Genomic DNA, 24,452 nt, shown 5'->3' with positions numbered 1-24,452 from the left:
GGCTATTCACCGTTACGAAGCCACTCGGGCAGGTCATTAAGCCCCATAGCCTGATGAACCAGATGAGGCTTCACGCCCGGCAGGGTATCGGCCAGCTTCAGGCCGACGTCTCTAAGCAATTTCTTCGCCGGGTTATCGCCGTCAAACAGCGTTTTGAACCCCTGCATCGCGGCCAGCATAGCCGCCGCGCTGCGCTTACGGCTGCGCTCATAGCGCCGCAGGTAGAAGTAGTTGCCGAGATCTTTTCCTTCCTTCTGTAAGCGCTTTACTTCCGCTATCAGGCAGGCGGCGTCCATAAAGCCAAGATTGGCCCCTTGCCCCGCCAGCGGATGAACGGTGTGGGCGGCGTCACCCACCAGCGCAAGCCGCTGAGCGGCAAAGCTCCTGGCATAGCGGGCCACGAGCGGGAACACTCTGCGCTCGCTGACGACGCGACAGCGGCCAAGCCGGTTGTCAAACGCAATGCCGAGCTGATGGTTGAACTGCTCGTCATCCAGCTCCTGCATCCGACGCGCCTTTTCCGGCGGCAGAGACCAGACGATGGAACAGAGGTTGCTTTTCCATAGCGGAAGAAACGCCAAAATACCGTCGGAATGAAACGCCTGACGCGCGCATCCGCCGTGCTCTTCGTCGGTTGAAACGGTAGCAACCAGGGCATGGTGACCGTAGTCGCGAAAGGTCAGTGGAATGTCCGCCTGTTTGCGCAACCAGGAGTCCGCGCCGTCGGCGCCGACCACCAGCCGCCCGCTCAGCATACGTCCGTCCTCAAGCGTAATAAACGCTTCATTTTCCCCCCAGGCGACCTGCTTAAGCCGGGCAGGAGCAAGAAGGCTCACGTCCGCCGCCGCCTTGGCCTTTTGCCACAGCGCGCCGTGGATCGCCGCATTCTCAATAATGTGCCCCAGATGGCTGTGACCTGAGTCTTCGGCGCGAAACGTAATGCGCCCAAAGCTGTCGCGATCCCAGACTTCCATGGTCGCATAAGGGCTAACGCGCCTGGCGACAACGTCTTGCCATACGCCAAGGCGATCGAGATATCGCTCGCTGGCGGCATTGATCGCTGAGACCCGAAGCGTTGGGTCGGCCGGCAGTTCATCGTTCGGCGCCTGATGTTCAATGACCGCGATCCTAAGCCCGCTGCCGCTCAGGCCGCAGGCCAGCGAAAGCCCCACCATGCCGCCGCCGGCAATAATAATGTCATAAGCATGCATAAACCGTTGCCCTATCGTTTAACCCACCCAAGGGTTCTGTATGCAAGGGGCAGCCTAAGCAGTTTGCAGCTGTCCATTGCGATTAAGCCCAGATTTCTCGCGACCGCTAAAGGCGCGTGGCGGTTGGCGAACAGGTGGACTAAACCATCCGTCAGCCCGATCGTCGCCTTTCTGTCCGACTCGCGGCGCAGGCGGTAGCGGCGCAGCGTACGATAGCCGCCAACGTCCTCACCCTGTTTTGACGCTTCCACCAGCGTTTCAGCCAAAGAAATCACGTCGCGCAGCCCCAGATTAAAGCCCTGACCGGCGATGGGGTGTAGCGTTTGGGCGGCGTTGCCAACCAGCGCAAGCCGATGGCTCACTTCCTGACGCGCCGTTCTCAGCCGCAGCGGATAGCCGTGCCGCTCCCCGACCGACAAAATTTCGCCTAACCGCCAGCCAAACGCCGACTGTAGTTCACCAATAAAACGCCGCTCACTCCAAGCCATAGCCTCCTGGCGCCTTGATTCATCAATACACCAGACCAGAGACATTCGCCCCTTTGACATCGGCAGCAGCGCCAGCGGGCCCTGTGCGGTAAAGCGCTCAAACGCGCGGCCCTGATGAGGTTCTGCGGTGGTCACGTTGGCAATCAGCGCCGTCTGCCCGTAGTTTTCTTCATCCCACTCCACGCCCAGAGACGCCGCGACGGCGGAAAACGAGCCGTCTGCCGCAACCAGCAGCGAAGAGGCAATACGCTCGCCGTCGTTAAGCTCAACGGTGACCGAATTGCCATCGCGTTCGCTGGCAACCACCTTTGCCGGGCAGCGAAGCGTAACGTTAGGCGCATGTTCCAACAGGGAAAACAGCCGTCGGCCCGCTTCGTGCAGTTCAACCACCTGCCCCAGCGCAGACAGGCCGTAGTCGCCGGCGTTCAGAGTCGCCATCCCGCCGTGGCCGCGATCGCTAACCAGCACCGTCTTTATCGGCGTCGCTTCACGCGCCAGCAAAGACCAGCACCCGATGCGTTCAAGCTGTTGACACGTACCCTGCGCCAGCGCGATAGCGCGGGCGTCAAAGCCGGGATGGGCCAGTTCATCGGGGCGCTGCGCTTCGATAAGCGTAACGGCGATACGGCCCTCGCCAAGCCGGGATAATGCCAGCGCCAACGTTGCACCCGCCATTCCCCCACCGACGATCGTTACCGCGTTCATCGACGCGCTCCGGCCATAAGGGCTTCGATATCATCCGGCTCTTTCACTACGCCGGAGGTCAAAATTTCACTTCCCTGCTCGGTAATCAGCACGTTGTCCTCGATGCGCACGCCGATGCTGCGAAATTCAACGGGCACGTCGGCATCGGGCGCAATATACAGGCCCGGTTCAACCGTCAGCACCATGCCCGGCTCCAGCAGGCGACCGCGATTAGAAGTGCCGTAGTCGCCCACGTCGTGAACGTCCAGGCCTAGCCAGTGGCTCAGGCCGTGCATGTAAAAACGCTGATGGGCCTTGTCCACAATCAGTTGTTCCACGTCCCCGGTCAGTACGCCGGCTTCAACCAGCCCCGTAAGCATGACCCGAATAACCTCTTCGTTCGCCTGACGGATGCTGTTTCCGGCCGTCAACAGCGACAGCGCTTTATATTGGGAAGCCAGCACGATGTCGTAAATCGTGCGCTGAGCAGGCGTAAATTTGCCGCTGACGGGGAAAGTGCGCGTAATGTCGCCGGCGTAGCCCTGATACTCGCACCCGGCGTCAATCAGCACTAAATCCCCTTCTTTCAACAGCGACTCGTTTTCCGTGTAGTGCAGAATGCAGGCGTTTTCTCCCGAGCCAACGATGGTGTTATAGGCCGGGTAGCGGGCGCCGTGGCGAGTAAACTCGTGGTGGATTTCGGCTTCAAGATGGTATTCATACATGCCCGGCCGACAGCGCTCCATGGCGCGGGTATGGGCCTTGGCGGTAATTTCCCCCGCCTTTCGCATAACGGCTATCTCTTCTTGAGACTTAAACAGGCGCATTTCATGCAGCCAAGGCCGCCAGTCCGTGACGGTCGCCGGCGCTTTCAGATTTTGACGAGCGCCCTTGCGCAGCTTTTCCAATGCGCTAAACACCGCCCGATCGGCAAAGTCGTACAGCCCTTGGGCGTGATAAACCACGTCCAATCCGTTCAGCAGCAGATGCAGCTGCTGAGGCATATCGTCCCACGGCAGCGCGCGATTGACACCGAGCTTATCTAACGCCGCCTCTTGCCCCAGGCGGCGGCCGAACCAAACCTCGGCCGTCAGATCGCGAACGCGATTAAACAAAACGCTGTGGCTGTGAGACTCATCGCTTTTTATCAGCACCAGAGCCGCTTCCGGTTCGTTAAAGCCCGTCAGATACCAAAAGTCGCTATCTTGGCGAAACGGATATTCGGTGTCAGCGCTTCTGGTGCGCTCCGGTGCTGCAAAAACGATCGCCGCGCTGCCTGCCGCCATTTTAGCTAATAGCTTTTCACGGCGGCGCTGAAACTCAGGTAATGAAATAGTCACGTGTTTGCCCTTTCAACGTTCAATGTTTTTTCAATGCAGCGTCGGCTTGCCGTTTTGAGCCCCGGAGGCGGATAGCTTGGCAAAATCGGTATGGCACAGCATCGCGGCCATTCGAACGTATTCCCGAATTTCCTCAAAGGAGAGTTCAAGCTCTTCGGCATCGTCCTCCTCTTCGTAACCAAGCTGCGCAATGTTACGCAAATCGGCAATCGCCTCACCGACTTCGCCCTTCGCCTGGCCAAGCTTCGGCTGCATCATGCCCAGCCCCAGCAGAAAGTGGTTTACCCAGCCGCCCAGCGCGTCGATGCGCTCGTAGATAGAGGCGTCGTCATCGGGGATAAGCATTTCAAAGCTAAAACCGTCCTCTTCCAACTCTTCCTTCGTCTCTTCGTAAAGCCCTTTCACCAGATCCCCCAAGGGATAACCAAAGGCCAGGCCGTCATTAGTCAAGTCGTGCACCATAACGACCCAACTGCCGTCGTTGCAGCCTCCGCACAGAAGGCCGCTCAGCAAGCCGTGCATCTCGGCGGCGGTCAACGCGACGTTTTGCTGCGCCAGTGCGGCATTGATAGACTGATAAGAGGGAAGTGAGTTTTCGGACGCCATTGCGTTTACCACCGTCAAAAAAGAATGAGTTACCGCTATGCTACCACCAACGTCATAATCGGGAAACTTGAGCCGTAGCGGGCGAGTGTTTGGTATAATCGCTATTGTTTGTTAAATTATAGCCGTCCGAGCGCATTGGCATTCGGGCTTATACTCTATGAATTTCAAGTTGCAGGAAGAGGGCAAGAGAGTGAATCCCAATGAGCTTACTCTAGTAAGTGATTCGGGTGAACGAACTCAGCCAACGCACCTGCAGCTTGAAAAACGACGAGTATAGGCGTTTTTTCATTGGTTAGGCGCAGCGGGCGTTCCCCGCTCCCGGCAGGAAGGTAACATGTCAGCACAACCTGTAGATATACAGATTTTAGGTAAGTCTCTGCGGATCAACTGCCCGCAGGAACAGCGTGAAGCTCTCAGCCGGGCGGCGGCCGACCTTAACCAGCGCCTGTTGGACTTGAAAGAAAGAACCCGCGTCACGAACAGCGAACAGCTTATCCTCACCGCCGCGCTGAATATCAGCTATGAGCTGACTCAGGAAAAAGACAAAACGGATGAATACGCCAAGAGCATGGAAATGCGCATCCGCATGCTGCAGGATACAATTGAGCAAGCATTAGTCGAACAGAGTCAAATCTCTCAGCGCCGGAGTGCAAACTTCGAATAAATTCCCTATAATCATTTTAAGCCATTGCCAAGCGTTGAACGATTATGGCTAACTAAGGATTATAGAAAACGTGTTGTACGGGTTCTAAACAGAATTCTCTGAGGTGTGCGTTATCGGGCCAGTCCCCTGAGCCGATATTTCAAACCAAAAGAATGCGGGTCCTACCTTTTGTGAGCATGCCCGGTCCGTCCGGGAAGCCTGATAACGGTATATTCGCGTTCACCTTGAACCAAGGGTTCAAGGGTTACAGCCTGAGACGGCACCTCGGAGTTCCCCCTTCATCAGCGGTTTAACATCCCTGACGCTTATTATTCATGACGACGCCCTTTCCCCAACGCCAAACCTTGCGTAAAGAGATACGCCAGCGGCGCAATGCGCTTTCGCCAAGAGAGCAGCAGCTTGCGGCTCGCCGAGTTCATGAACGACTGTTTGAACATCCTCGCGTACGCGCCGCTAAACGCGTTTCACTCTTTCTCTCTTTTGACGGTGAAATCAATACGCGGCCATTGATAGATACGCTCTGGCAGCAGGAAAAAGAGGTATACCTCCCCGTTCTTCATCCTTTCAGCAAAGGCCATCTGCTCTTTTTGCGCTATGAAAAAGACAGCGTCATGACTCATCATCCGTTCGGCATTCTGGAGCCCAGGCTCGACGTGCGCCGCGTGCTTCCCGTAAGCCAGCTGGACGTTATCGTCACGCCGATGGTCGCCTTTGACGCGCAGGGGAATCGGCTGGGCATGGGCGGCGGCTATTACGACCGCACGCTCAGAAACTGGCGCCAAGACGGCTCATATCCCATCGGCATCGCTCACGACTGCCAGCAGGTGGAGGAATTAACCCATGAGAGCTGGGACGTGCCGCTGCCGGAGATTTTGACGCCGTCCAGGCACTGGCGTTGGCTATAGCCTTATTTTCTGTAACCACTGACAGAAGGCGTCCTCGCTCGATTCATCATCCATACTTGAGGGATGTTTGATAATTTCCAGCGCGGTTTCCGGGATTGTAGTGTTAAAGGTATCCTGTACCCACAGCTGAAAGGCAAGATTGGGATGTATATACTCATAGGAGTCGGCCCGTTCATCATTGGGCGGCCAGGCAAAACACTCATCCCAGCAGATTTCATCATAGCCGATAGCAATCAAGCGTAGAAAATCGACCATATTGTCAGCCAACACGCAGCTTAAAAGCGAGCCGGAACCCGATCCCATATGGACAATTTTCAGTTCACCACTGTCGTCCAACCAAAGCGCAGCTTCTGAACCATCGCCTCCGGTACGAGCAAACACGCATAACCGATCAACGATCTCAGGATCGCGCTCACTTCTGCCAAACCATTGCTCTATCCCTTGATTCCTTGCACCTGTGAAAAGGACAATCGTTCCTCCTTCGCGCTCATCGTCGACACTCTCGAGCTCATCTACAGGGTATAAAAACCCTGACCGAAAGCCGCTTTCGTTATCAATAAACGTGCCTCGCTGCTCAATCCAGTCATAAAGCATCGCCAGCTCATCAGGGATCCAGAGCTTTTTCGGCAATATTTCTTTTAGCTGATCGTACAGTTTTCCCACTGTTCATCCTCCTTGAAAAAAATAAAGGCGACCATAGGTCGCCTTATCTGACTAATACGCTTAGAACAACAGCCTTGCCCTGACGGTGCCCTGAATTGACTTCATGTGCTCCAGCGCTTCGTCGGCGCGGTCGGTTTCTACGTCGATAACCACATAGCCAATTTCGTTGTTGGTTTGCAGGAACTGCGCGGCAATGTTAATGCCTTCCTCAGCGAAGATCTGGTTAATCTGGTTTAACACGCCCGGTCGGTTTTCGTGGATGTGCAGCAGGCGGCTGACGTGCTCCTGCGGCGCAGGCAGCGACACTTCGGGGAAGTTAACCGCCGAGAGCGTAGAACCATTGTCGGAGTATTTGGTCAATTTACCGGCCACTTCCATACCGATGTTGGCCTGAGCTTCCTGCGTTGAACCACCGATGTGCGGCGTCAACAGAACGTTGTCGAACGCACACAGCGGCGATTCAAACGGATCCGTATTGGTCGCAGGTTCTACCGGGAAGACGTCCAGCGCTGCGCCGGCCAGGTGCTTGCTCTCCAGCACGTCGCACAGGGCGGGAATATCCACTACCGTACCGCGCGAGGCGTTGATTAATATCGAGCCCGGCTTCATCATCGCCAGCTCCTTGGTGCCCATCATGTTCTTGGTGCTGGCCGTTTCCGGTACGTGCAGAGACACAACGTCGCTTCTGTTCAGCAGGTCGGACAGGTGGTGAACCTGCTGTGCGTTCCCCAGCGGCAGCTTGTTTTCGATGTCGTAGAACATCACGTTCATACCGATAGACTCGGCCAAAATGCCCAGCTGAGTGCCGATGTGGCCGTAGCCGATAATTCCCAGGTTCTTACCGCGCGCTTCAAAGCAACCGACCGCCAGCTTGCACCACTCGTTGCGATGCGCTTTCGCGTTCGCTTCCGGAATGCGGCGCAGCAGCAGCAGGATCTCGCCCAGCACCATTTCGGCAACGGAGCGCGTGTTGGAGAACGGCGCGTTGAATACCGGAACGCCACGCTTGGCCGCTGCGGCCAGATCGACCTGGTTGGTGCCGATGCAGAAACAGCCGATAGCGACCAGCTTTTCCGCTGCGGACAGAATGTCCTCCGACAGGTGAGTACGTGAACGAATACCGACAAAGTGTGCGTCGCGAATGGCTTCTTTCAGCTCGTCATCGCTCAGCGCGCCCTTATGATATTCGATATTGTGATAGCCCGCTGCGCGCAGGCTGTCTACGGCGCTCTGGTGTACGCCTTCGACCAGGAGAAACTTAATTCTCTCTTTTTCTAATGATACTTTGACCATTTCCTGAACTTTGCCCCATGATTTATTTTTTTATATAACTACTCTCGTCAACATATCAAAAATAGACGTTACGGCAACAGGAGCAAACGATTAACCATTCAGGATAAGAGGCGGAATAACCGGGGAGTTTAGACATATTTCACTAATAGACGCTGGAATATCTGAAAGAAACAACACAAATGAAACAACCGTGACGGATATCACCAAATTTAATTTTTTTTAGTTATATGAAATATATTTTACCTTACGCCCCGAGCACGGCCTGGCGCCGACTGCCCGGAACGTAAAATAAAGGTTTATTTTTCAATAACCTTAACGCCATCAGGCGTTCCGATAAGCGCGATATCCGCACCGCGATTAGCAAACAGCCCTACCGTCACTACGCCGGCAATGCCGTTGATACGATTTTCCAACTCAATCGGATCGACGATGCTCAGTCCGTGTACGTCTAGAATCACGTTGCCGTTATCGGTCACAACGCCCTGGCGATATACGGGGCGGCCGCCCAGCTTAACCAGCGCTCTGGCGACGTATGAACGCGCCATCGGAATAACTTCCACCGGAAGCGGAAACGCGCCCAGCACGTCGACTTCCTTGGAGGCGTCAGCGATGCAGATAAAGCGATGAGCAATAGCAGCCACCACTTTTTCACGCGTCAGCGCCGCGCCCCCGCCTTTGATCATTTGCATATGGCCGTTAATCTCATCGGCGCCGTCGACGTAAATGTCCAATTCGTCGACCTCATTGCAGTCAAAAACCTCAATGCCCAACGCTTTCAGCTTCTCGGTGGAGGCGACTGAGCTGGACACCGCACCCTTGATGTCGTATTTCATGGTGCCGAGCGCGTCAATAAAGTGCGCCGCCGTCGAGCCGGTACCGACGCCCACAATGGTTCCCGGGCGCACGTATTTAAGCGCCGCCCAGCCGACGGCCTTTTTCAATTCATCTTGCGTCATGGTGAAATCTACCTGCCTTGCCAAAAATGCAATTATTATATACAAAAAATCATTCAAGTTGCATCAAGGCGGCAAGCGAGGGAATCCCTAGGAGCTTACATAAGTAAGTGACTAGGGTGAGCGAGCGTAGCCAACGAAGAGGCAGCTTGAAGGATGACTTGTATAAAATAACGGCGGCGCCAATACAGCCTAACCCTCAAGAAATGTACGGCGATAATAAAAGTATGGCATAGTGTCGGGTAGTAACTTTAAGCCGATTAGGCTGCGGCTTGGCTAAACGGAGAATACACAGGAAATGAAACGCCCAGACTATCGAGTGCTTCAGGCATTGGACGCGGTCATTCGCGAACGCGGCTTCGAGCGCGCGGCGCAAAAGCTGTGCATTACGCAATCGGCCGTATCCCAGCGCATCAAGCAGTTGGAATACCTTTACGGCCAGCCGCTGCTAATCCGCACCGTCCCTCCCAAGCCGACCGAACAGGGGCAAAAGCTGCTGGCGCTGCTGCACCAGGTAGAGCTTTTAGAAGACGAGTGGCTTAACGACGAAGGCAGCGCAGATTCCCCGCTTCAGCTCGCGCTGGCAGTTAACGCCGACAGCCTGGCTACCTGGCTTTTACCCGCGCTTAAGCCGGTGCTTTCCGATTCTCCCATACGCCTTAACCTACAGGTTGAGGACGAAACCCGCACGCAGGAACGCCTGCGGCTAGGAGAAGTCGTCGGCGCCGTCAGTATTCAGCCACAGGCGCTGCCGCGCTGCCTGGTCGATCAATTAGGCGCGCTGGACTACATTTTCGTCGCCTCGCCGGAGTTTGCCGACCGCTATTTCCCCAACGGCGTCACTCGCAGCGCGCTGCAAAAGGCGCCTGCGGTAGCGTTCGATCACCTGGACGACATGCATCAGGCCTTTTTACAGCAAAACTTCGACCTGCCGCCGGGCAGCGTACCTTGCCATATCGTCAGCTCGTCAGAGGCGTTCGTTCAGCTCGCCAAGCAGGGAACTACCTGCTGTATGATCCCGCACCTGCAAATCGAAAGGGAGCTGGCTAACGGAGAACTGATGGACCTGACGCCCGGCCTGTGCCAGCGGCGCATGCTTTACTGGCATCGCTTTTCGCCGGAAAGCAAGATTATGAGGGAAGTGACTGACGCCCTTTTAGGATATGGGCGTCAGGTATTAAGGCAGGTTTAAGGTATTCGCCTAGTTGGCTTTCTGTTCGCGCTGGATGTCGAACACGACGTCTACGCTATCGCTAAAGCTGATGCTCTGCGGCTCGTAGCTCTCATCCGCGCTGGAAGAATAAGCCATCGTCTTAGCGCGATACTGCATGGCCGGGATCGCGCCGCTGCCGCTTACGCCGCTGGTGTTATAGCGAACGCTGTACACTGGCCCCAGCTTCACGCCAAACTCTTTCGCCAGCGCATTGCCCTTCGCTATCGCATCCTCTACCGCCTTCTGGCGCGCTTCGGTGCGATAAGCGTCATCTTTTGAAACGCCCAGCTGAACGTCGTTGATTTCATTCAGCTCGTTGGCTAACGCCCCGTCCAACAACGAGTTAAGATTGTCCAACTGGCGTACGGTGACTTTAACCTGACGGGTCGCGATATAGCCTTTAATCGTTCTTTTCGCGCTGCTGACGTAGCTGCCGTCGCCATATTCAATGCGGGTTTGAATATTGGCCGAGTCGATGTCAGCTTTAGCGATACCGCTCTTTTCCAAAAAGTCGATGTATTTCATCACGCGCTCATCGCTCTTTTTCTTGGCTTCCGCCGCGGACTTGTTCGATACGTTCACCTCGATAAACAGCGTCGCCATATCGGGCTTAGCCTTAACGATGCTGTTGCCCGACGTCGCAATATGAGGGCCATTTGGCAGCTCCGCTGCCTGCATGGTCAAAGGCATGGCGGCAAAGGCCGCGGCAATGGCTAACGTTTTCAACTTCATGGTGTCTCCTTAAGCCCGTGTGTTCCGTTGAAGAGTGCATAACGACCGTATCATAGGATACCGAAACTGAATCACAACAAAATTTACACCATATTGACGTTTATGCCATAAGTCCTAATGCATGCCTGGCGAGCTGAAAGGCAATCACCCACATAACGATGCCAATGCCGAAATTGATGACGCGCTGAGCCGAAGACTTCTGTAGCCACGGCGACATCCAGGCCGCCAGCAGCGCCAGAGAAAAGAACCAAACGACGGACGACGTTACCGCCCCCATAGCGAACCACAGGCGCAGTGAACCAAACTGCTCTCCCAGGCTGCCGAGCACCACCACCGTATCAATATAGACGTGGGGATTGAGCCAGGTCACGGCCAGCACCGTAGCAATAATGCGATAGCGGCTGCGAACCCCGTTTTCCTGGGTGCTAAAGGCTTCGCCGCCTGCGCGAAGCCCGTCTTTAAACGCGCCCCAGCCGTACCATATAAGAAACAGCACGCCGGCCCAAGTCACCAGTTGAAGCACCAGCGGCGACTGCGCCAACAGCGCACCGCCGCCAAAAACGCCGAGGGAAATCAATGCCGCATCGCTTAGCGCGCACATCCCCGCAACCATCACCGGATACTGCCTACGCATACCCTGTGACAATACAAACGCATTTTGGGGCCCTATGGGCAAGATCATCGCCATGCCCAACACGACGCCCTGAAAATAGGTCAACAGCACTTTACGCCTCGCTTATGAACCGTTTAATGACGCGATAGACTAACCGGCTGATTCAGCGCAGGGAAATGGATAATTCTAATTGCCCATTAGCGTAGCTTATAGGATGCGTTAATCGGGGACATTCCCCGATTAACGGAGGATAGAAAGTTACTGACCGGCAGCGGGAGTACGAACGTGAACGTCCATCTGCGGGTAGGGAATAGAGATCTGATTGGCGTCCAGAGCGCGCTTGAAGCCTTCCATCAGGTCAAAGTAGACGTTGGCGAAGTCGCCATTTTTTACCCAAACCCGAACGACGAAGTTGAGAGAAGAGGCGGCCATTTCGTTGAGTCGGATAGTCACTCCCAGCGAGGTTAAAATACGGGAGTCTTTCTCCACCACCTCACCAAGCACCCGCTTTACGGCATCGATATCCGCTTCATAGCCCACGCCGACGGTGATGTCTACACGGCGGTTCGGATCGCGAGAAAAGTTGATAATCTCACTGGCGATCACTTTACTGTTCGGCACTACAACCATTTTGCCGTCCACGGTATCCAGCGTAGTTGAGAATATATGGATGCTGGTTACCGTTCCGCTCACGGAGCCAAACGTAACAAACTCACCGGCGCGAAACGGCCGGAAGGTCACTAAAATAACGCCGGCGGCAAAGTTGGACAGCGACCCTTGCAGCGCTAAACCAACGGCTAAACCAGCCGCACCGAGAACTGCGATGACCGACGCAGTCTGCACGCCAACGTGGCTTAGGGCGGCTATTATGGTAAAGACGATGATAGCGTAGCGCGCCAAAGAAGCGACAAATTGGCTCACCGTCTTATCTACCGAACGCGCGTTCAAAACCCTCATGACCAGCCGATGTACGATACGGGCGATAAAAAAGCCAATAAGAAGAATGATGAACGCAATAACAAGATTGATTGAATAGTCTATGAGCAGATTCTTATTGGCGGACAGCCAGACTTCAAACTGAGACAGCTGGCTGCTGACGTCAATATTTTCCATAGCGAGTTGCTCCTCTTAACAGAGTGAAACGGAACAAAAATAGTAAACGAATTTTGCCGTTCGGATCGAATAATTATTCGAATAAATTCCTCCGTGAAAGCATTTCACTCTAAAAATAACGCAATGTATTGTTTAATAATAAAATTAATATAATAAATTTCTACACCTCGTTATTATCTCTGCGTTCTGAAATGCTCAAGTTTTCCTCAACCGTCCATTTTTATTGCCATATCCGTCACTCAAGCTTGACAGTCATATTAAGTTAGAAGTAGCTTTATACTCCGCTTTTCGCGCATGCGTCGGGCAACGATTGGAGTTATAAACCAAAATAAAACCAATTAATGAAATTAAATACTAAATAATACGATAATCTAAAACATATAAATGGAACTTCTCTATGTCGCAGATGTTAGCGCTTTTAATCATTGTTTTTATTCTTTACGTCGGTGACGCCGTCTCCGTCAGAACCAAGGCTTGGATCCCGTCCGTTTTTGTCTGCGCCGTACTGTTTCTCATCGGCTATTGGACCTTCTTCCCCAAAGACATTATCAGCGTTGCCGGCATCACTACGCCGGTCGCCGTAATGATGATGTATCTTTTGATCACCAACATGGGCACCCTGCTCTCAATGAAAGAGCTTGGACGTCAGTGGAAAACGATTGTGATTTCTCTGGCCGGCATTGGGGGCATCGCCGCTGCGGTATTCGCCGTTTGTATGATTTTATTCGATAAAAATATGGCGATTGTCACCATCCCACCGCTGGTTGGCGGCATCGTATCGTCGCTTATCATGTCTAAAGGCGCGGCCAGTGCGGGGCTGGTCGATCTATCGGTATTCGCCATTCTTATCTACGTCATGCAGGGCTTTGCGGGCTATCCGCTCACTGCCATCATGCTTCAGCGCGAAGGCAAGCGGGTGTTGGCTAAATACCGAGCGGGAGAGTGGGAAGACGCCTCCCCGGCAGATGCCGCAGCCGACAAGCACGAAACGTCGACCGTTGCCGCTGAAGATAAAATGCCTCGCCTGTTTAGCCGCATTCCTTCACACTACAACACCAGCTACTTCAAGTTTCTGCGCCTGGCGGCAGTCTCACTGCTTGCCTATTTGGCCTCTACCGCCGTTGCGCCGATAGTCAGCATCAGCCCGTTCGTGCTGTGCCTGCTGTTTGGCGTTATCGCCTCTTCCCTGGGCTTCCTCGAAAGGCACCCGCTGCAAAAGGCTAACGGCTTTGGTTTCGCCGTGATGGTGCTGATGCTGTTTATCTTCGATACGCTCAACAAGGCGACGCCGGAGATGCTGATGCGCCTGCTGTTTCCGATGGTTGTGCTTATCGCTACCGCCGTCATCGGCATGTTTATCGTATCCTGGATCGTGGGCAAGATTTTAGGCATCAGCATGGAAATGGCGTTTGCCATTTCTTTGACGGCGCTGTACGGTTTCCCCGCGGACTACATTATTACCAACGAAGCCATCACCTCTTTAACCAGAGATGAGAAAGAACGTCAGGTACTAACTAACCACATGCTTGGCCCGATGCTGGTCGGCGGCTTTATTTCCGTCACCATGGTTTCCGTCGTGCTGGCAGGCATTATGGTTGGCTACATCACGCCTATCTCAGGATAAAACATGATTCACGCAGCTATTTACGCAAAAACGGACAGAATCCAGCGCCGCATCGAGGCGCTGGCCGAATTTACCGCAACGCCCGGTGCGGGCACTACCCGCATGAGCTACAGCCCGCAGGGGCAACAGGCGCGCGCCTATATTAAAGAACAGATGAAGGAAGCCGGGCTCACCGTTCGCGAAGACGCCATCGGCAATATATTTGGCCGCCTGTCTGGCGACGACGACGCGCGTCCCGCCGTCATGATTGGCTCGCACTTCGACTCCGTTCCCCACGGCGGCGCCTTCGACGGCCCTGCTGGCGTAGTGATGGGGCTGGAAATCGCTTCGCTGTTTCACGAAAACCGGCTGACGCCCCGCTATCCGCTGGAGGTCGTCGCGCTGGTTGAAGAAGAGGGAGGCAGCTTTGGCCGCGGGCTGATGGCTTCAAGCGCCATAGTGGGAAAAGTCAATGCGGAAGAACTCCATCGTCTTTGCGATGCGCAGGGCGTCAGCGCCGCGGCTCGTATGGCGGAAGTCGGTTTTAACGCCGACGACGTCGAAAGCGTCGTCATTCCGCCATCTTCCCTGAAGGCGTTTATCGAGCTCCACATTGAGCAGGGCCCCGTATTGGAACAAACCGGTACCGACGTCGGGCTGGTCGACGTTATCGTCGGCATTACTCAGATGAACGTCGTGCTAACGGGGAAAGCGGGCCACGCAGGCACAACGCCAATGGACCGCCGCCAGGATGCGCTGGTCGCCGCCAGCCACATGGTCAGCCGAATCGGCGACTTTGCCCGCCAGGCGGGCGAGGCCACCGTTGCGACCGTTGGGAAGCTTCAGGTATACCCGAACGGCGCGAACGTTATTCCCCACCGAGTCAGCTTTACGGTAGACATTCGTTCGAAAAGCGAAGAAAAGCTTCGCCAAACGATCGCCGCTACCCGCGCCTGCATTGAAGAATTTGCCCGCGACGGCGTGACGGCGGAAATAGAGCAGCCGCTTTACGTGTCGCCTACGCCGCTTAACGCCGCCATTCTTGAATCACTGCAAAAAAGCAGCGAAAAGCTGGGGCTAAGCTACCGTACGATGGTCAGCGGCGCTGGTCACGACGCCATGATTTTTGCCGGCGTTACCGACGTTGGGCTGGTTTTCGTCCCCAGCCGCGACGGATTAAGCCATCACCCGGATGAGTGGACCGACTATGAACAGCTGAAAAAGGGCGTAGACGTTATTTTCCAAACTGTACTAGAAATGACAGAGGCAACACATGAGTAATACAGACATCGCGGCATCCGTTAAGAAGCATCAGGACGAGATGATTGCGTTTCGCCGCGACCTGCACGCCCACCCGGAGCTACCGTGGGAAGAGTTCCGCACCACTGAGAAAGTCGCCCAGGCGCTCGCCGAGATAGGTATTCCTTATCGCCTCACCAAGCCTACCGGCGTTATCGCGGACATCAAGGGCGGCAAGCCGGGAAAAACCGTCGCGCTACGCGCCGACATGGACGCCCTGCCGGTTCAAGAGCTCAACGACCAGCTAAGTTATAAATCACAGACGCCCGGTAAGATGCACGCCTGTGGGCACGATTCCCACACCGCCATGCTGTTAACTGCAGCCAAAGCGCTGCATGAGCATCGGGACCAGCTGCGCGGCAACGTGCGCCTGATTTTCCAACCGGCGGAAGAAATAGCTCAGGGCGCCATCGAAATGATCAAGCAGGGCGCGATCGAAGGCGTCGACAACGTATTCGGTATGCACACTTGGTCTATCGCCCCTTCCGGCAAGATCTCCTGTAACGTCGGCCGTTCGTTCGCATCCGCAGACCTATTGAAAGTAACGTTTAAAGGCCGGGGCGGCCATGGTTCGATGCCGGAAGCCTGCGTCGACGCCGCCGTCGTCGCCTCGTCTTTCGTGATGAACCTACAGGCTATCGTCGCCAGAGAAACCTCGCCGCTTGAATCAGCCGTGGTCTCTATCGGCAGAATGGACGTCGGCACCCGTTTTAACGTCATCGCTGAAAACGCCGTGCTGGACGGCACGGTTCGCTGCTTCGATATAGAAAGCCGCGAACGCATCAAGGCCGCCATCGAACGCTATGCGGAGCATACTGCCGCGATTTACGGCGCTACCGCGCAGGTCGACTACACGTACGGCACGCTGCCGGTTATCAACGAAGAGCGCAGCGCGCTGCTGGCTCAGTCCACTATCCGTCAAGCGTTTGGCGACGGGGCGCTTATCACGGGCAAACCGACCACCGGCGGAGAAGACTTCAGCTTCTATATGGAGAACATTCCGGGCTGCTTTGCGCTGGTCGGCACCGGCAACCCTGAAAAAGGAAGCGACTGGGCGCATCACCACGGCTGCTTTAACATCGATGAGGATACGATGGTGGCGGGCGCTGAGCTGTATGCGCAGTATGCCTATAACTACCTGATGCAGGACGAGTTTTAATCACTTCCTGCACCTCTTATCAGGTAAAAAAATACCGGCCCAAGGGCCGGTATTTTTATCACGCCAGTTTGGCGACTCAGAGAACGTCTACGCAGTTAAGCTCTTTGAACGCCTGCTCCAGGCGCGCAATCATCGTAGACTGAGCGGCGCGAAGCCACGCGCGCGGATCGTAGTACTTCTTGTTCGGCTTATCTTCGCCTTCCGGGTTGCCCAGCTGGCCCTGCAGATAGCCTTCGTTTTTCTTGTAGTAGTTCAACACGCCTTCCCAAGTTGCCCACTGGGTGTCGGTGTCGATGTTCATTTTGACCACGCCGTAACTGACCGCTTCTTTAATCTCAGCGGCAGTGGAGCCGGAACCGCCGTGGAACACGAAGTTCAGGCTGTTGTGCGGCAGGCCGTGCTTCTTGGACACATACTCCTGAGAGTTGTGCAGAATTTTCGGCGTCAGCTTAACGTTGCCTGGCTTGTATACGCCGTGAACGTTGCCGAAAGAGGCCGCGATAGTAAAGCGGGGGCTGATGGCGTTAAGCTTCTGGTAAGCGTAGTCAACGTCTTCCGGCTGAGTGTACAGCGCGGAGTTATCCAGATGGCTATTGTCAACGCCGTCCTCTTCGCCGCCGGTGCAGCCAAGCTCGATTTCAAGCGTCATGCCGATCTTCGCCATGCGAGTCAGATACTTGCTGCAAATCTCAATGTTTTCTTCCAAAGACTCTTCGGACAGATCGATCATGTGGGAAGAGAACAGCGGCTTGCCGGTCTTGGCGAAGTGCTTCTCACCGGCGTCTAACAGGCCGTCCAGCCACGGCAGCAGCTTTTTGGCGCAGTGGTCGGTATGAAGAATAACCGGCACGCCGTAGTATTCAGCCACCTGGTGAACGTGATGAGCGCCGGAAATTGCGCCGATGATGGCAGCGCCCTGACCTTCCAGCTTCATACCCTTACCGGCGATAAACTGTGCGCCGCCGTTGGAGAACTGAATGATAACCGGGGCGCGAACCTTTGCGGCCGCTTCAATAACGGCGTTAATGGAGTCTGTACCCACGCAGTTCACTGCGGGCAGCGCGAAGTTATTTTCTTTAGCAACACTGAAGATTTTCTGAACATCATCACCAGTCACAACGCCTGGTTTTACGAAATCAAAAATTTTAGACATGCTACTCGCCCTATTTTTCATTTAGCTAGTGATGGATAAAAACGCTTACCCGTTAATCATATACTCTGTACGCATCGAGTGACAGGAAGACATATAAGTCTTTTAAAACATTATCGATTCAGCGCAAGAACATAAAAAACACGGGAGGCTAAGCTCCCGTGTTCTACTGCATTACTCTTTTGCTCGCTCTTCCAACATCACGACCGCAGGAAGCGCTTTGCCCTCAACGAACTCAAGGAACGCGCCGCCGCCGGTAGAGATATAAGAAATCTTGTCGGCAATGCCAAACAGATCGATAGCCGCCAGAGTATCGCCGCCGCCGGCGATAGAGAATGCGTCGCTTTCGGCGATAGCCTGAGCAACGATTTCAGTGCCTTTGCGGAAGTTGGGGAACTCAAACACGCCAACCGGGCCGTTCCACAGAATGGTTTTGGCGTTCTTCAGAATATCGGCCAGCTCTTGGGCTGAAGCGTCGCCCAGATCCAGCACCTGCTCGTCGTCTTTGATATCAGAAACGGACTTCATCACCGCCGGCGCGGTTTCAGAGAACTCGGTCGCGACCCGCACGTCGGTTGGAACCGGAATGTGGCAGCTTTCCATCAGCTTCTTCGCTTCTGGGATCAGATCCGCTTCGTGCAGAGATTTACCCACGTTGTGGCCCTGCGCGGCGATGAAGGTATTGGCGATGCCGCCGCCGACGACCAGCTGGTCGGCAATCTTGGACAGAGAGTCCAGAACGGTCAGCTTGGTTGAAACCTTAGAGCCGCCGACGATAGCCACCATCGGGCGCGCGGGCTTGTCCAACGCTTTACCCAGCGCTTCCAGCTCGGCAGACAGCAGAGGGCCGGCGCAGGCTACCGGCGCGAACTTCGCTACGCCGTGGGTTGACGCCTGGGCGCGGTGGGCGGTGCCGAAAGCGTCCATGACGAACACGTCGCACAGCGCGGCATACTTCTTGGACAAAGACTCTTCGTCTTTCTTCTCGCCCTTGTTGAAGCGTACGTTTTCCAATACGACCAGCTCGCCTTGCGCAACGTCTACGCCGTCAAGGTAGTCTTTAGCCAGACGAACCGGTGACTTCAGCGTATTTTTCAGATAATTCACGACCGGCAGCAAAGAGAACTCTTCGTTGTATTCGCCTTCAGTCGGGCGGCCAAGGTGAGACGTCACCATGACGCGAGCGCCCTGCTTAAGCGCCAGCTCAATAGTCGGTAAAGAAGCGCGGATGCGGGCGTCAGAGGTCACTTTACCCTCTTTGACAGGAACGTTGAGGTCGGCGCGGATCAGAACGCGTTTACCGGCCAGATCCAGATCGGTCATCTTAATTACAGTCATTGTGAATCCTCTTGTTCATTCTTTTTCAATATGAGCATAGCCTGGCGCAACGCTTGTCGTCAGACCGTGGCTGATTCCAATTAAACGGTTTTTCACTCAGCGCGGTAAATCAGGGGGAAATCCCTGAGCGCAACTAACACAGAATCAAAAAACCGTTAACATGCCGGATAAAACAATGCGATGAATGATAACACGAAAAGTATAGTTGAGATTAGCCTTCAGTTTTAACCCCAACGGCCCACTTCATGTATGACTGGGCTACCGCTTCGCTCACCCGCTCATTCCGGCCTGTATATATCTCACTGATCCCTTGCCCATTGCGCAAACTGAAACGCTTCAGCAGGAGATAAGAAGATTACGAAAATCTCTGCAAAATTACTACCGGTTCTTTTGCTTATCGCATAAAAAAACGCTCCTCCGGCGGAAAACCGTGGGAGCGTTATAAGACAGCGTTCACATCGGCGCAACGTGTGCGCGCCGTTAAAACGCCATTACTTCAGCAGTTCGCGCGCCTGAGTCAGCACGTTATCCACCGTAAAGCCGAACTCGGCAAACAGCTGCTCCGCCGGGGCGGATTCGCCGAACGAGCGCATGCCGACGATGCGGCCATTGAGGCCCACGTACTTGTACCAGAAGTCCGCAATGCCCGCTTCGATGGCTACGCGCGCCGTCACCGCCGACGGCAGCACCGATTCGCGGTACGCGGCGTCCTGAGCGTCAAACGCTTCGGTACACGGCATTGATACCACCTGCACGCGACGGCCTTCCGCCGTTAGCTTCTCGGCCGCGTCCACCGCCAGGCTCACTTCTGAACCGGTAGCAATCAGCAGCAGCTCCGGCGCGCCTTCACAGCCCTTCAGCACGTAGCCGCCGCGGGCCGCGTCTTCCAACTGCTTGGCCGTACGCGGCTGCTGCGCCAGGTTCTGACGGGAGAATATCAGCGCGCTCGGGCCGTCCTTACGCTCCAGCGCCGCCTTCCACGCAATGGCCGATTCCACCTGGTCGCAAGGGCGCCAGGTGCGCATGTTCGGCGTCAGGCGCAGGCTGGCCATTTGCTCTACCGGCTGGTGGGTCGGGCCGTCTTCGCCCAGGCCAATCGAGTCGTGGGTGTAAACAAACAGGCTGCGGATTTTCATCAGCGCCGCCATGCGCACCGCGTTGCGCGCATATTCCATAAACATCAGGAAGGTCGCGCCGTAGGGGATAAACCCGCCGTGCAGCGCAATGCCGTTCATGATGGCCGACATGCCGAACTCACGCACGCCGTAATGGATGTAGTTGCCCGCCGCGTCCTCCACGATGGACTTCGAACCGGACCATATCGTCAGGTTGCTCGGCGCCAGATCGGCTGAGCCGCCCAGAAACTCCGGCAGCACCTTGCCGAACGCTTCCAGCGCGTTCTGGGACGCCTTGCGGCTGGCGATAGAGGCAGGGTTGGCCTGCAGCTTCTCGATAAACGCTTTCGCTTCGCTTTCCCAGTTGGCCGGCAGCTCCCCGGCGGTACGGCGGCGGAATTCAGCCGCCAGTTCAGGATGCGCTTTGGCATAAGCTGCAAACTTCTCATCCCACGCCTGCTCGCGCGCTTTGCCCGCTTCTTTTGCGTCCCAGGCGGCGTACACGTCCGCCGGGATGTCAAACGGCGCGTGGTTCCAGCCCAGCGCTTCACGGGTGGCGGCAACTTCAGCATCGCCCAGCGGCGCGCCGTGGCTGTCGTGCGTACCGGCCTTGTTCGGCGAGCCGAAGCCAATCACCGTTTTGCACATCAGCAGGGAAGGCTTGCCGGTTTCCTTCTGCGCCGCTTCAACCGCGCGGCGGATGGCGTCCGGATTGTGGCCGTCGACGTCGCGCACCACGTGCCAGCCGTAGGCCTCAAAGCGCATCGCCGTGTCGTCGGTAAACCAGCCCTCGACGTGGCCGTCGATAGAAATGCCGTTGTCGTCGTAGAAGGCAATCAGTTTGCCCAGCTTGAGCGTCCCCGCCAGAGAGCAGGCTTCGTGGGAAACGCCTTCCATCATGCAGCCGTCGCCCATGAAGGTATAGGTGTAATGGTCAACCACGTCGTGGCCGGGGCGGTTGAACTGCGCCGCCAGCGTCTTCTCGGCAATCGCCATCCCGACGGCGTTACAGATACCCTGGCCCAGCGGGCCGGTGGTGGTCTCTACGCCCGGCGCATAGCCGTACTCCGGGTGGCCCGGGGTGCGGGAGTGAAGTTGGCGGAACTGCTTGAGGTCTTCGATAGAGAGGTCATAGCCGGAGAGGTGCAGCAGGCTGTAAATCAGCATGGAGCCGTGGCCGTTGGAGAGCACGAAGCGGTCGCGGTTCACCCAGTTGGGGTTGGTTGGACTGTGGCGGAGGAATCCGCGCCAGAGGACTTCGGCGATATCGGCCATCCCCATGGGCGCCCCCGGGTGGCCTGATTTGGCTTTCTGCACGGCGTCCATACTCAGGGCGCGGATAGCATTAGCGAGTTCTTTTTGAGAAGGCATGGTATTCCCCATTTAAATTCTCCGTTAAGACATACGATAAGACATAGTTATCAGAATTTGGAACGCCGGGCATTGTCCCTATACAAAAAACGAAAAACCCGGATATCTTCTCAAGTCAATGATGAAACGGCAACCCTGACAGCGCCTGAAAAATGAAATTATTCACAATAAATTATTAACAAGAACAATTAGCTAGAATCGGGGGATTTTGGTCTTATATTTCCATGACAGTAGGAGACTTTATTGATATGATTTTGCGACTGGACAGGACCAGTTATTTGCAAGTAAAAATCATACGATCAAGGGAAGATAGTTTTATGAAAATACGTTCTACTTTAATTGCAGCGACCCTCGCTTCCGCCACCATGTTAGCCGGTTGTCAAAACGGCAGCTTCGGCGATACCCTTCTTTCAGCAGTGACCGTCAGCGACGCCGAAGTAAAGTCTCTGTCCGATCAATCCTGTAAAGAAATGGACCAGCAGTCAAAAATCGCTGGCAAAAGCAGCAAGTACACCAAGCGCCTGAACAAGATCTCCAAGGCTCTGGGTAACAACATCAACGGCCAGCCGCTGAACTACAAAGTGTACCTGACTGACGATATCAACGCGTGGGCCATGGCTAACGGCTGTATCCGCGTTTATAGCGGCCTGATGGACAAGATGACCGACGACGAAATCATCGGCGTACTGGGTCACGAAATCGGCCACGTTGAGCTGGGCCACACCAAGAAAGCGTTCCAGGTTGCTTACGCTGCCCAGTTCGCTACCCAGGCTGCTCTGCAGTACGGCGGTAAGACTGCCGCTACGCTGAGCGACATGCAGGTTCTGGATTTCGCAAACGCGCTGATCAATTCTCAGTTCTCTCAGTCTCAGGAAAGCGAAGCTGACGGCTTCTCTTACGACCTGCTGAAGAAGAAAGGCCTGAAGACCGCACCTCTGGCTTCTGCGTTTGACAAGCTGGCTACACTGGACGGCGGCGCAAGCGCTGGCCTGCTGAGCTCTCACCCGGGTTCTAAAGACCGCGCTGCGGCAATCCGTGCTCGCATCGCGGCTGACGGCGGTAAGTAATTACCCCTGCCCAATGTGAAGACATTGAATCCGGAATCGATAAGGTTCCGGATTTTTTTATCTCTTTTCCACCAACGCCTTCCCCCTCCTTATTTCTTATTTTACATAGAGAAAGCGACACAAAGGAAAAGCGCCCTTTTTGTTCATCCAACACGTTGCCAATCTTCTTAATAACCACTACCTTTTATGTATCTCTTTATTATCCCTTTGTTTGCTGCGCACCGGTTCGTTAATCGAACCGCGTAATGACTAACCATATCCTCTGTATTCAGACCGTGTCTGAAAAAACAGGATAACTATTTGCAATACGCTAAGGAGCTATAAGATGAGCCAAGTGAAGAAGGTTGCCGTTCTGGTAGGAAGCCTGCGTAAAGAATCCATTAACCGCAAAATCGCGCTTGCTTTAGCCGAGCTGGCCCCCGAGTCAATCAAGCTTGAAATCGTAGAGATAGGCGATCTTCCGCTTTATAGCGAAGACATCGATGCGGGAAATCCTCCAGCGGCGTATACCGCCTTCCGTGAAAAAATCAAAGCCGTCGATGCGGTGCTGTTCGTTACGCCGGAATACAACCGCTCCGTACCGGCGGCGTTGAAAAACGCCCTCGACGTCGGCTCTCGCCCCTACGGGCAAAGCGCATGGAGCGGTAAACCCGGCGCGGTAGTCAGCGCATCTCCGGGCGCTATCGGCGGATTCGGCGCTAACCATCACCTGCGCCAGTCGCTGGTATTTTTGAACATTCCCTGCATGCAGCAGCCGGAAGCCTACATCAGCAACGCCGGCAGCATCTTTGACGAGAAAGGCGAGCTTACGGACAGAACCCGTTCGTTCCTGAAGTCCTTTATCGACGCCTACGATGACTGGGTGCGCGTGCAGACCCGCCAGCCCAAATAATGCGTTTACGTTCTAAAAAATCGGCCGCATTTGCGGCCGATTGTGCTTCTATTACTAATTACTTCTGCTTTTCCGCCTGCATGTAGAGCATGTCCAGCGCCACCGTCGCTGCGGCTAAAGCCGTAATGTCGGCGCTGTCATAGGCTGGCGCTACTTCGACCACGTCCATACCTACGATATTGAGCGACTTAAGGCCGCGTAAAAGCTTCAGCGCCCGATCGGAGGTTAGCCCGCCGCATACCGGCGTTCCCGTTCCCGGCGCAAAGGCAGGATCGAGACAGTCAATGTCAAACGTCAGGTATACCGGCATGTCGCCCACGATGCTTTTCACCTGAGCAACCACGTCGTCAACGCTGCGATCGTTAACCTGCCCCGCGTCCAGCACGGTAAAGCCGTTGTCCGCCTCATGTTCGGTGCGGATGCCGATTTGGACGGAGCGCTTCGGATCGATGAGCCCTTCGTTGGGCGCATGATAGAACATCGTGCCGTGATCGAACTTACTGCCGTTGGCATACGTATCGGTATGCGCATCAAAGTGCACCAGCGCCATTTTGCCAAAATGCTTGGCGTGCGCACGCAAGAGCGGCAGCGTAACGAAGTGATCGCCGCCGAAGGTCAGCATCCGCTTACCGGCGGCCAGCAGGCGTTCTGCATGATTTTGCAAACGTTCGCTCATGTCCTGAGCATCGCCGAAGTTGAAAACGACGTCGCCGCAGTCCACCACTTTCAGGCGATCGCGCAGGCTGAAGTTCCACGGCCAGCGGGAAGATTCCCAGGCCAGATTGGTTGAAACCTGGCGAATAGCCGCAGGCCCAAAGCGCGCGCCGGAGCGACCCGACGTCGCCATATCAAACGGTACGCCGGTTATCACCCACTGCGCGTCGCTCTCATAGGGCTGGAAGTTCAGCGGAAAACGTAAAAAGCCAAAAGCATTGGAAACCAGCGAATTATCAGGCCTGTTGCCCAAAGTGTTGTTCATA

22 protein-coding genes and 1 other RNA gene are annotated in these 24,452 nt (G+C 55.2%); 9 read left to right on the top strand and 14 right to left on the bottom strand.

The annotated features are described in order from the left end of the window. Positions 1 to 2: 2 nt before the first annotated feature. The 4 genes from ubiI to V8L73_RS03125 form a co-directional block, all read right to left on the bottom strand. On the bottom strand, positions 3 to 1,211 hold the full coding sequence (gene ubiI, locus V8L73_RS03140) for an FAD-dependent 2-octaprenylphenol hydroxylase (protein ID WP_347254091.1): 1,209 nt from the start codon (positions 1,209 to 1,211) through the stop codon (positions 3 to 5). An 11-nt stretch (positions 1,212 to 1,222) separates the two neighbouring features. Continuing rightward, positions 1,223 to 2,404, bottom strand: coding sequence for a 2-octaprenyl-6-methoxyphenyl hydroxylase (ubiH, locus tag V8L73_RS03135; RefSeq protein WP_261832672.1), 1,182 nt, complete (start codon positions 2,402 to 2,404; stop codon positions 1,223 to 1,225). Continuing rightward, positions 2,401 to 3,669 carry a Xaa-Pro aminopeptidase gene (gene pepP, locus V8L73_RS03130; RefSeq protein WP_422655620.1) on the bottom strand — a complete coding sequence of 423 codons (1,269 nt, stop codon included), beginning with the start codon at positions 3,667 to 3,669 and terminating at the stop codon, positions 2,401 to 2,403. Before pepP ends, ubiH begins: the two co-directional genes overlap by 4 nt. 84 nt (positions 3,670 to 3,753) lie before the next feature. After that, complete coding sequence (locus V8L73_RS03125; protein WP_347254090.1) at positions 3,754 to 4,329, bottom strand: YecA family protein; 576 nt, start codon at positions 4,327 to 4,329, stop codon at positions 3,754 to 3,756. Positions 4,330 to 4,663: 334 nt separating this feature from the next. Here V8L73_RS03125 and zapA point away from each other — a divergent pair, with 334 nt between their 5' ends. From zapA to V8L73_RS03110, 3 genes are all read left to right on the top strand, one after another. Further along, complete coding sequence (zapA, locus tag V8L73_RS03120; RefSeq protein WP_027275579.1) at positions 4,664 to 4,993, top strand: cell division protein ZapA; 330 nt, start codon at positions 4,664 to 4,666, stop codon at positions 4,991 to 4,993. Between the two features lie 92 nt (positions 4,994 to 5,085). Further along, a non-coding RNA gene (gene ssrS, locus V8L73_RS03115) (6S RNA) lies at positions 5,086 to 5,268 on the top strand. A 39-nt stretch (positions 5,269 to 5,307) separates the two neighbouring features. Next, positions 5,308 to 5,898 (top strand): 5-formyltetrahydrofolate cyclo-ligase, encoded by a 591-nt coding sequence (locus tag V8L73_RS03110; protein WP_347254089.1) that lies wholly within the window; start codon positions 5,308 to 5,310, stop codon positions 5,896 to 5,898. On the opposite strand, the gene V8L73_RS03105 is transcribed toward V8L73_RS03110, so the two are convergent. The 3 genes from V8L73_RS03105 to rpiA form a co-directional block, all read right to left on the bottom strand. Next, complete coding sequence (locus V8L73_RS03105) at positions 5,893 to 6,561, bottom strand: hypothetical protein (RefSeq protein WP_036024361.1); 669 nt, start codon at positions 6,559 to 6,561, stop codon at positions 5,893 to 5,895. The genes V8L73_RS03110 and V8L73_RS03105 overlap by 6 nt on opposite strands. A 60-nt stretch (positions 6,562 to 6,621) precedes the next feature. Beyond that, positions 6,622 to 7,854: a phosphoglycerate dehydrogenase gene (gene serA / locus V8L73_RS03100; RefSeq protein WP_027275582.1), complete on the bottom strand. Its 1,233-nt coding sequence runs from the start codon at positions 7,852 to 7,854 to the stop codon at positions 6,622 to 6,624. A 296-nt stretch (positions 7,855 to 8,150) separates the two neighbouring features. Continuing rightward, entirely contained in the window at positions 8,151 to 8,810 is a 660-nt protein-coding gene (gene rpiA / locus V8L73_RS03095) for a ribose-5-phosphate isomerase RpiA (protein WP_261832668.1), read from the bottom strand. 295 nt (positions 8,811 to 9,105) lie between these two features. On the opposite strand from rpiA, the gene V8L73_RS03090 reads away from it, so the two are divergent. After that, a complete protein-coding gene (locus tag V8L73_RS03090) occupies positions 9,106 to 9,999 on the top strand; it encodes a LysR family transcriptional regulator ArgP (protein ID WP_027275584.1) in 894 nt (297 codons plus the stop codon). 9 nt (positions 10,000 to 10,008) lie between these two features. On the opposite strand, the gene V8L73_RS03085 is transcribed toward V8L73_RS03090, so the two are convergent. The 3 genes from V8L73_RS03085 to mscS all read right to left on the bottom strand — a co-directional run bounded on the left by V8L73_RS03085 (position 10,009) and on the right by mscS (position 12,478). Further along, positions 10,009 to 10,752, bottom strand: a complete 744-nt coding sequence (locus tag V8L73_RS03085) for an oxidative stress defense protein (RefSeq protein WP_347254088.1) — start codon at positions 10,750 to 10,752, stop codon at positions 10,009 to 10,011. A 100-nt stretch (positions 10,753 to 10,852) separates the two neighbouring features. Next, positions 10,853 to 11,440, bottom strand: a complete 588-nt coding sequence (locus V8L73_RS03080; protein WP_051155802.1) for a LysE family transporter — start codon at positions 11,438 to 11,440, stop codon at positions 10,853 to 10,855. A gap of 183 nt (positions 11,441 to 11,623) precedes the next feature. Next, positions 11,624 to 12,478, bottom strand: coding sequence for a small-conductance mechanosensitive channel MscS (gene mscS / locus V8L73_RS03075; RefSeq protein ID WP_027275587.1), 855 nt, complete (start codon positions 12,476 to 12,478; stop codon positions 11,624 to 11,626). Positions 12,479 to 12,875: 397 nt separating this feature from the next. Here mscS and V8L73_RS03070 point away from each other — a divergent pair, with 397 nt between their 5' ends. Genes V8L73_RS03070 through V8L73_RS03060 form a run of 3 tightly spaced genes read left to right on the top strand, consistent with a single transcriptional unit; the run spans position 12,876 to position 16,539 of the window. Next, complete coding sequence (locus tag V8L73_RS03070; protein WP_347254086.1) at positions 12,876 to 14,102, top strand: hypothetical protein; 1,227 nt, start codon at positions 12,876 to 12,878, stop codon at positions 14,100 to 14,102. Between the two features lie 3 nt (positions 14,103 to 14,105). Next, positions 14,106 to 15,362, top strand: a complete 1,257-nt coding sequence (locus tag V8L73_RS03065) for a Zn-dependent hydrolase (RefSeq protein ID WP_027275589.1) — start codon at positions 14,106 to 14,108, stop codon at positions 15,360 to 15,362. Then, entirely contained in the window at positions 15,355 to 16,539 is a 1,185-nt protein-coding gene (locus V8L73_RS03060; RefSeq protein WP_347254085.1) for a M20 family metallopeptidase, read from the top strand. The genes V8L73_RS03065 and V8L73_RS03060 overlap by 8 nt, the downstream gene beginning before the upstream one ends. 76 nt (positions 16,540 to 16,615) lie before the next feature. Here V8L73_RS03060 and fbaA read toward each other — a convergent pair whose 3' ends face one another. The 3 genes from fbaA to tkt form a co-directional block, all read right to left on the bottom strand. Further along, positions 16,616 to 17,692 carry a class II fructose-bisphosphate aldolase gene (gene fbaA, locus V8L73_RS03055; protein WP_347254084.1) on the bottom strand — a complete coding sequence of 359 codons (1,077 nt, stop codon included), beginning with the start codon at positions 17,690 to 17,692 and terminating at the stop codon, positions 16,616 to 16,618. Positions 17,693 to 17,863: 171 nt separating this feature from the next. Continuing rightward, complete coding sequence (gene pgk / locus V8L73_RS03050; RefSeq protein ID WP_027275592.1) at positions 17,864 to 19,027, bottom strand: phosphoglycerate kinase; 1,164 nt, start codon at positions 19,025 to 19,027, stop codon at positions 17,864 to 17,866. 491 nt (positions 19,028 to 19,518) lie between these two features. After that, positions 19,519 to 21,513 (bottom strand): transketolase, encoded by a 1,995-nt coding sequence (tkt, locus tag V8L73_RS03045; protein ID WP_134389179.1) that lies wholly within the window; start codon positions 21,511 to 21,513, stop codon positions 19,519 to 19,521. A 317-nt stretch (positions 21,514 to 21,830) separates the two neighbouring features. Here tkt and V8L73_RS03040 point away from each other — a divergent pair, with 317 nt between their 5' ends. Further along, positions 21,831 to 22,580 carry a M48 family metalloprotease gene (locus V8L73_RS03040; protein ID WP_027275246.1) on the top strand — a complete coding sequence of 250 codons (750 nt, stop codon included), beginning with the start codon at positions 21,831 to 21,833 and terminating at the stop codon, positions 22,578 to 22,580. Between the two features lie 325 nt (positions 22,581 to 22,905). Then, positions 22,906 to 23,472, top strand: coding sequence for an NADPH-dependent FMN reductase (locus V8L73_RS03035; RefSeq protein WP_027275247.1), 567 nt, complete (start codon positions 22,906 to 22,908; stop codon positions 23,470 to 23,472). A gap of 58 nt (positions 23,473 to 23,530) precedes the next feature. Here V8L73_RS03035 and speB read toward each other — a convergent pair whose 3' ends face one another. After that, entirely contained in the window at positions 23,531 to 24,451 is a 921-nt protein-coding gene (speB, locus tag V8L73_RS03030; protein WP_027275248.1) for an agmatinase, read from the bottom strand. Between the last annotated feature and the right edge of the window lies 1 nt (position 24,452).

Source organism: Leminorella grimontii (assembly GCF_039789245.1).
GTDB lineage: Bacteria > Pseudomonadota > Gammaproteobacteria > Enterobacterales > Enterobacteriaceae > Leminorella > Leminorella grimontii.
Note: the sequence above shows the minus strand (reverse complement) of the source record. Positions and strands in the feature narration are given on the sequence as shown.

Coding starts and splice junctions, on each gene's coding strand:
- V8L73_RS03070 (WP_347254086.1), top strand. CDS start 12,876: ATGTCGCAGATGTTAGCGCTTTTAATCATTGTTTTTATTCTTTACGTC.
- V8L73_RS03040 (WP_027275246.1), top strand. CDS start 21,831: ATGAAAATACGTTCTACTTTAATTGCAGCGACCCTCGCTTCCGCCACC.
- rpiA (WP_261832668.1), bottom strand. CDS start 8,810: ATGACGCAAGATGAATTGAAAAAGGCCGTCGGCTGGGCGGCGCTTAAA.
- V8L73_RS03125 (WP_347254090.1), bottom strand. CDS start 4,329: ATGGCGTCCGAAAACTCACTTCCCTCTTATCAGTCTATCAATGCCGCA.
- pgk (WP_027275592.1), bottom strand. CDS start 19,027: ATGACTGTAATTAAGATGACCGATCTGGATCTGGCCGGTAAACGCGTT.
- ubiH (WP_261832672.1), bottom strand. CDS start 2,404: ATGAACGCGGTAACGATCGTCGGTGGGGGAATGGCGGGTGCAACGTTG.
- V8L73_RS03085 (WP_347254088.1), bottom strand. CDS start 10,752: ATGAAGTTGAAAACGTTAGCCATTGCCGCGGCCTTTGCCGCCATGCCT.
- speB (WP_027275248.1), bottom strand. CDS start 24,451: ATGAACAACACTTTGGGCAACAGGCCTGATAATTCGCTGGTTTCCAAT.
- V8L73_RS03080 (WP_051155802.1), bottom strand. CDS start 11,440: ATGGCGATGATCTTGCCCATAGGGCCCCAAAATGCGTTTGTATTGTCA.
- serA (WP_027275582.1), bottom strand. CDS start 7,854: ATGGTCAAAGTATCATTAGAAAAAGAGAGAATTAAGTTTCTCCTGGTC.
- zapA (WP_027275579.1), top strand. CDS start 4,664: ATGTCAGCACAACCTGTAGATATACAGATTTTAGGTAAGTCTCTGCGG.
- fbaA (WP_347254084.1), bottom strand. CDS start 17,692: ATGTCTAAAATTTTTGATTTCGTAAAACCAGGCGTTGTGACTGGTGAT.
- mscS (WP_027275587.1), bottom strand. CDS start 12,478: ATGGAAAATATTGACGTCAGCAGCCAGCTGTCTCAGTTTGAAGTCTGG.
- V8L73_RS03060 (WP_347254085.1), top strand. CDS start 15,355: ATGAGTAATACAGACATCGCGGCATCCGTTAAGAAGCATCAGGACGAG.
- V8L73_RS03035 (WP_027275247.1), top strand. CDS start 22,906: ATGAGCCAAGTGAAGAAGGTTGCCGTTCTGGTAGGAAGCCTGCGTAAA.
- ubiI (WP_347254091.1), bottom strand. CDS start 1,211: ATGCATGCTTATGACATTATTATTGCCGGCGGCGGCATGGTGGGGCTT.
- tkt (WP_134389179.1), bottom strand. CDS start 21,513: ATGCCTTCTCAAAAAGAACTCGCTAATGCTATCCGCGCCCTGAGTATG.
- V8L73_RS03110 (WP_347254089.1), top strand. CDS start 5,308: ATGACGACGCCCTTTCCCCAACGCCAAACCTTGCGTAAAGAGATACGC.
- V8L73_RS03065 (WP_027275589.1), top strand. CDS start 14,106: ATGATTCACGCAGCTATTTACGCAAAAACGGACAGAATCCAGCGCCGC.
- V8L73_RS03090 (WP_027275584.1), top strand. CDS start 9,106: ATGAAACGCCCAGACTATCGAGTGCTTCAGGCATTGGACGCGGTCATT.
- pepP (WP_422655620.1), bottom strand. CDS start 3,669: ATGGCGGCAGGCAGCGCGGCGATCGTTTTTGCAGCACCGGAGCGCACC.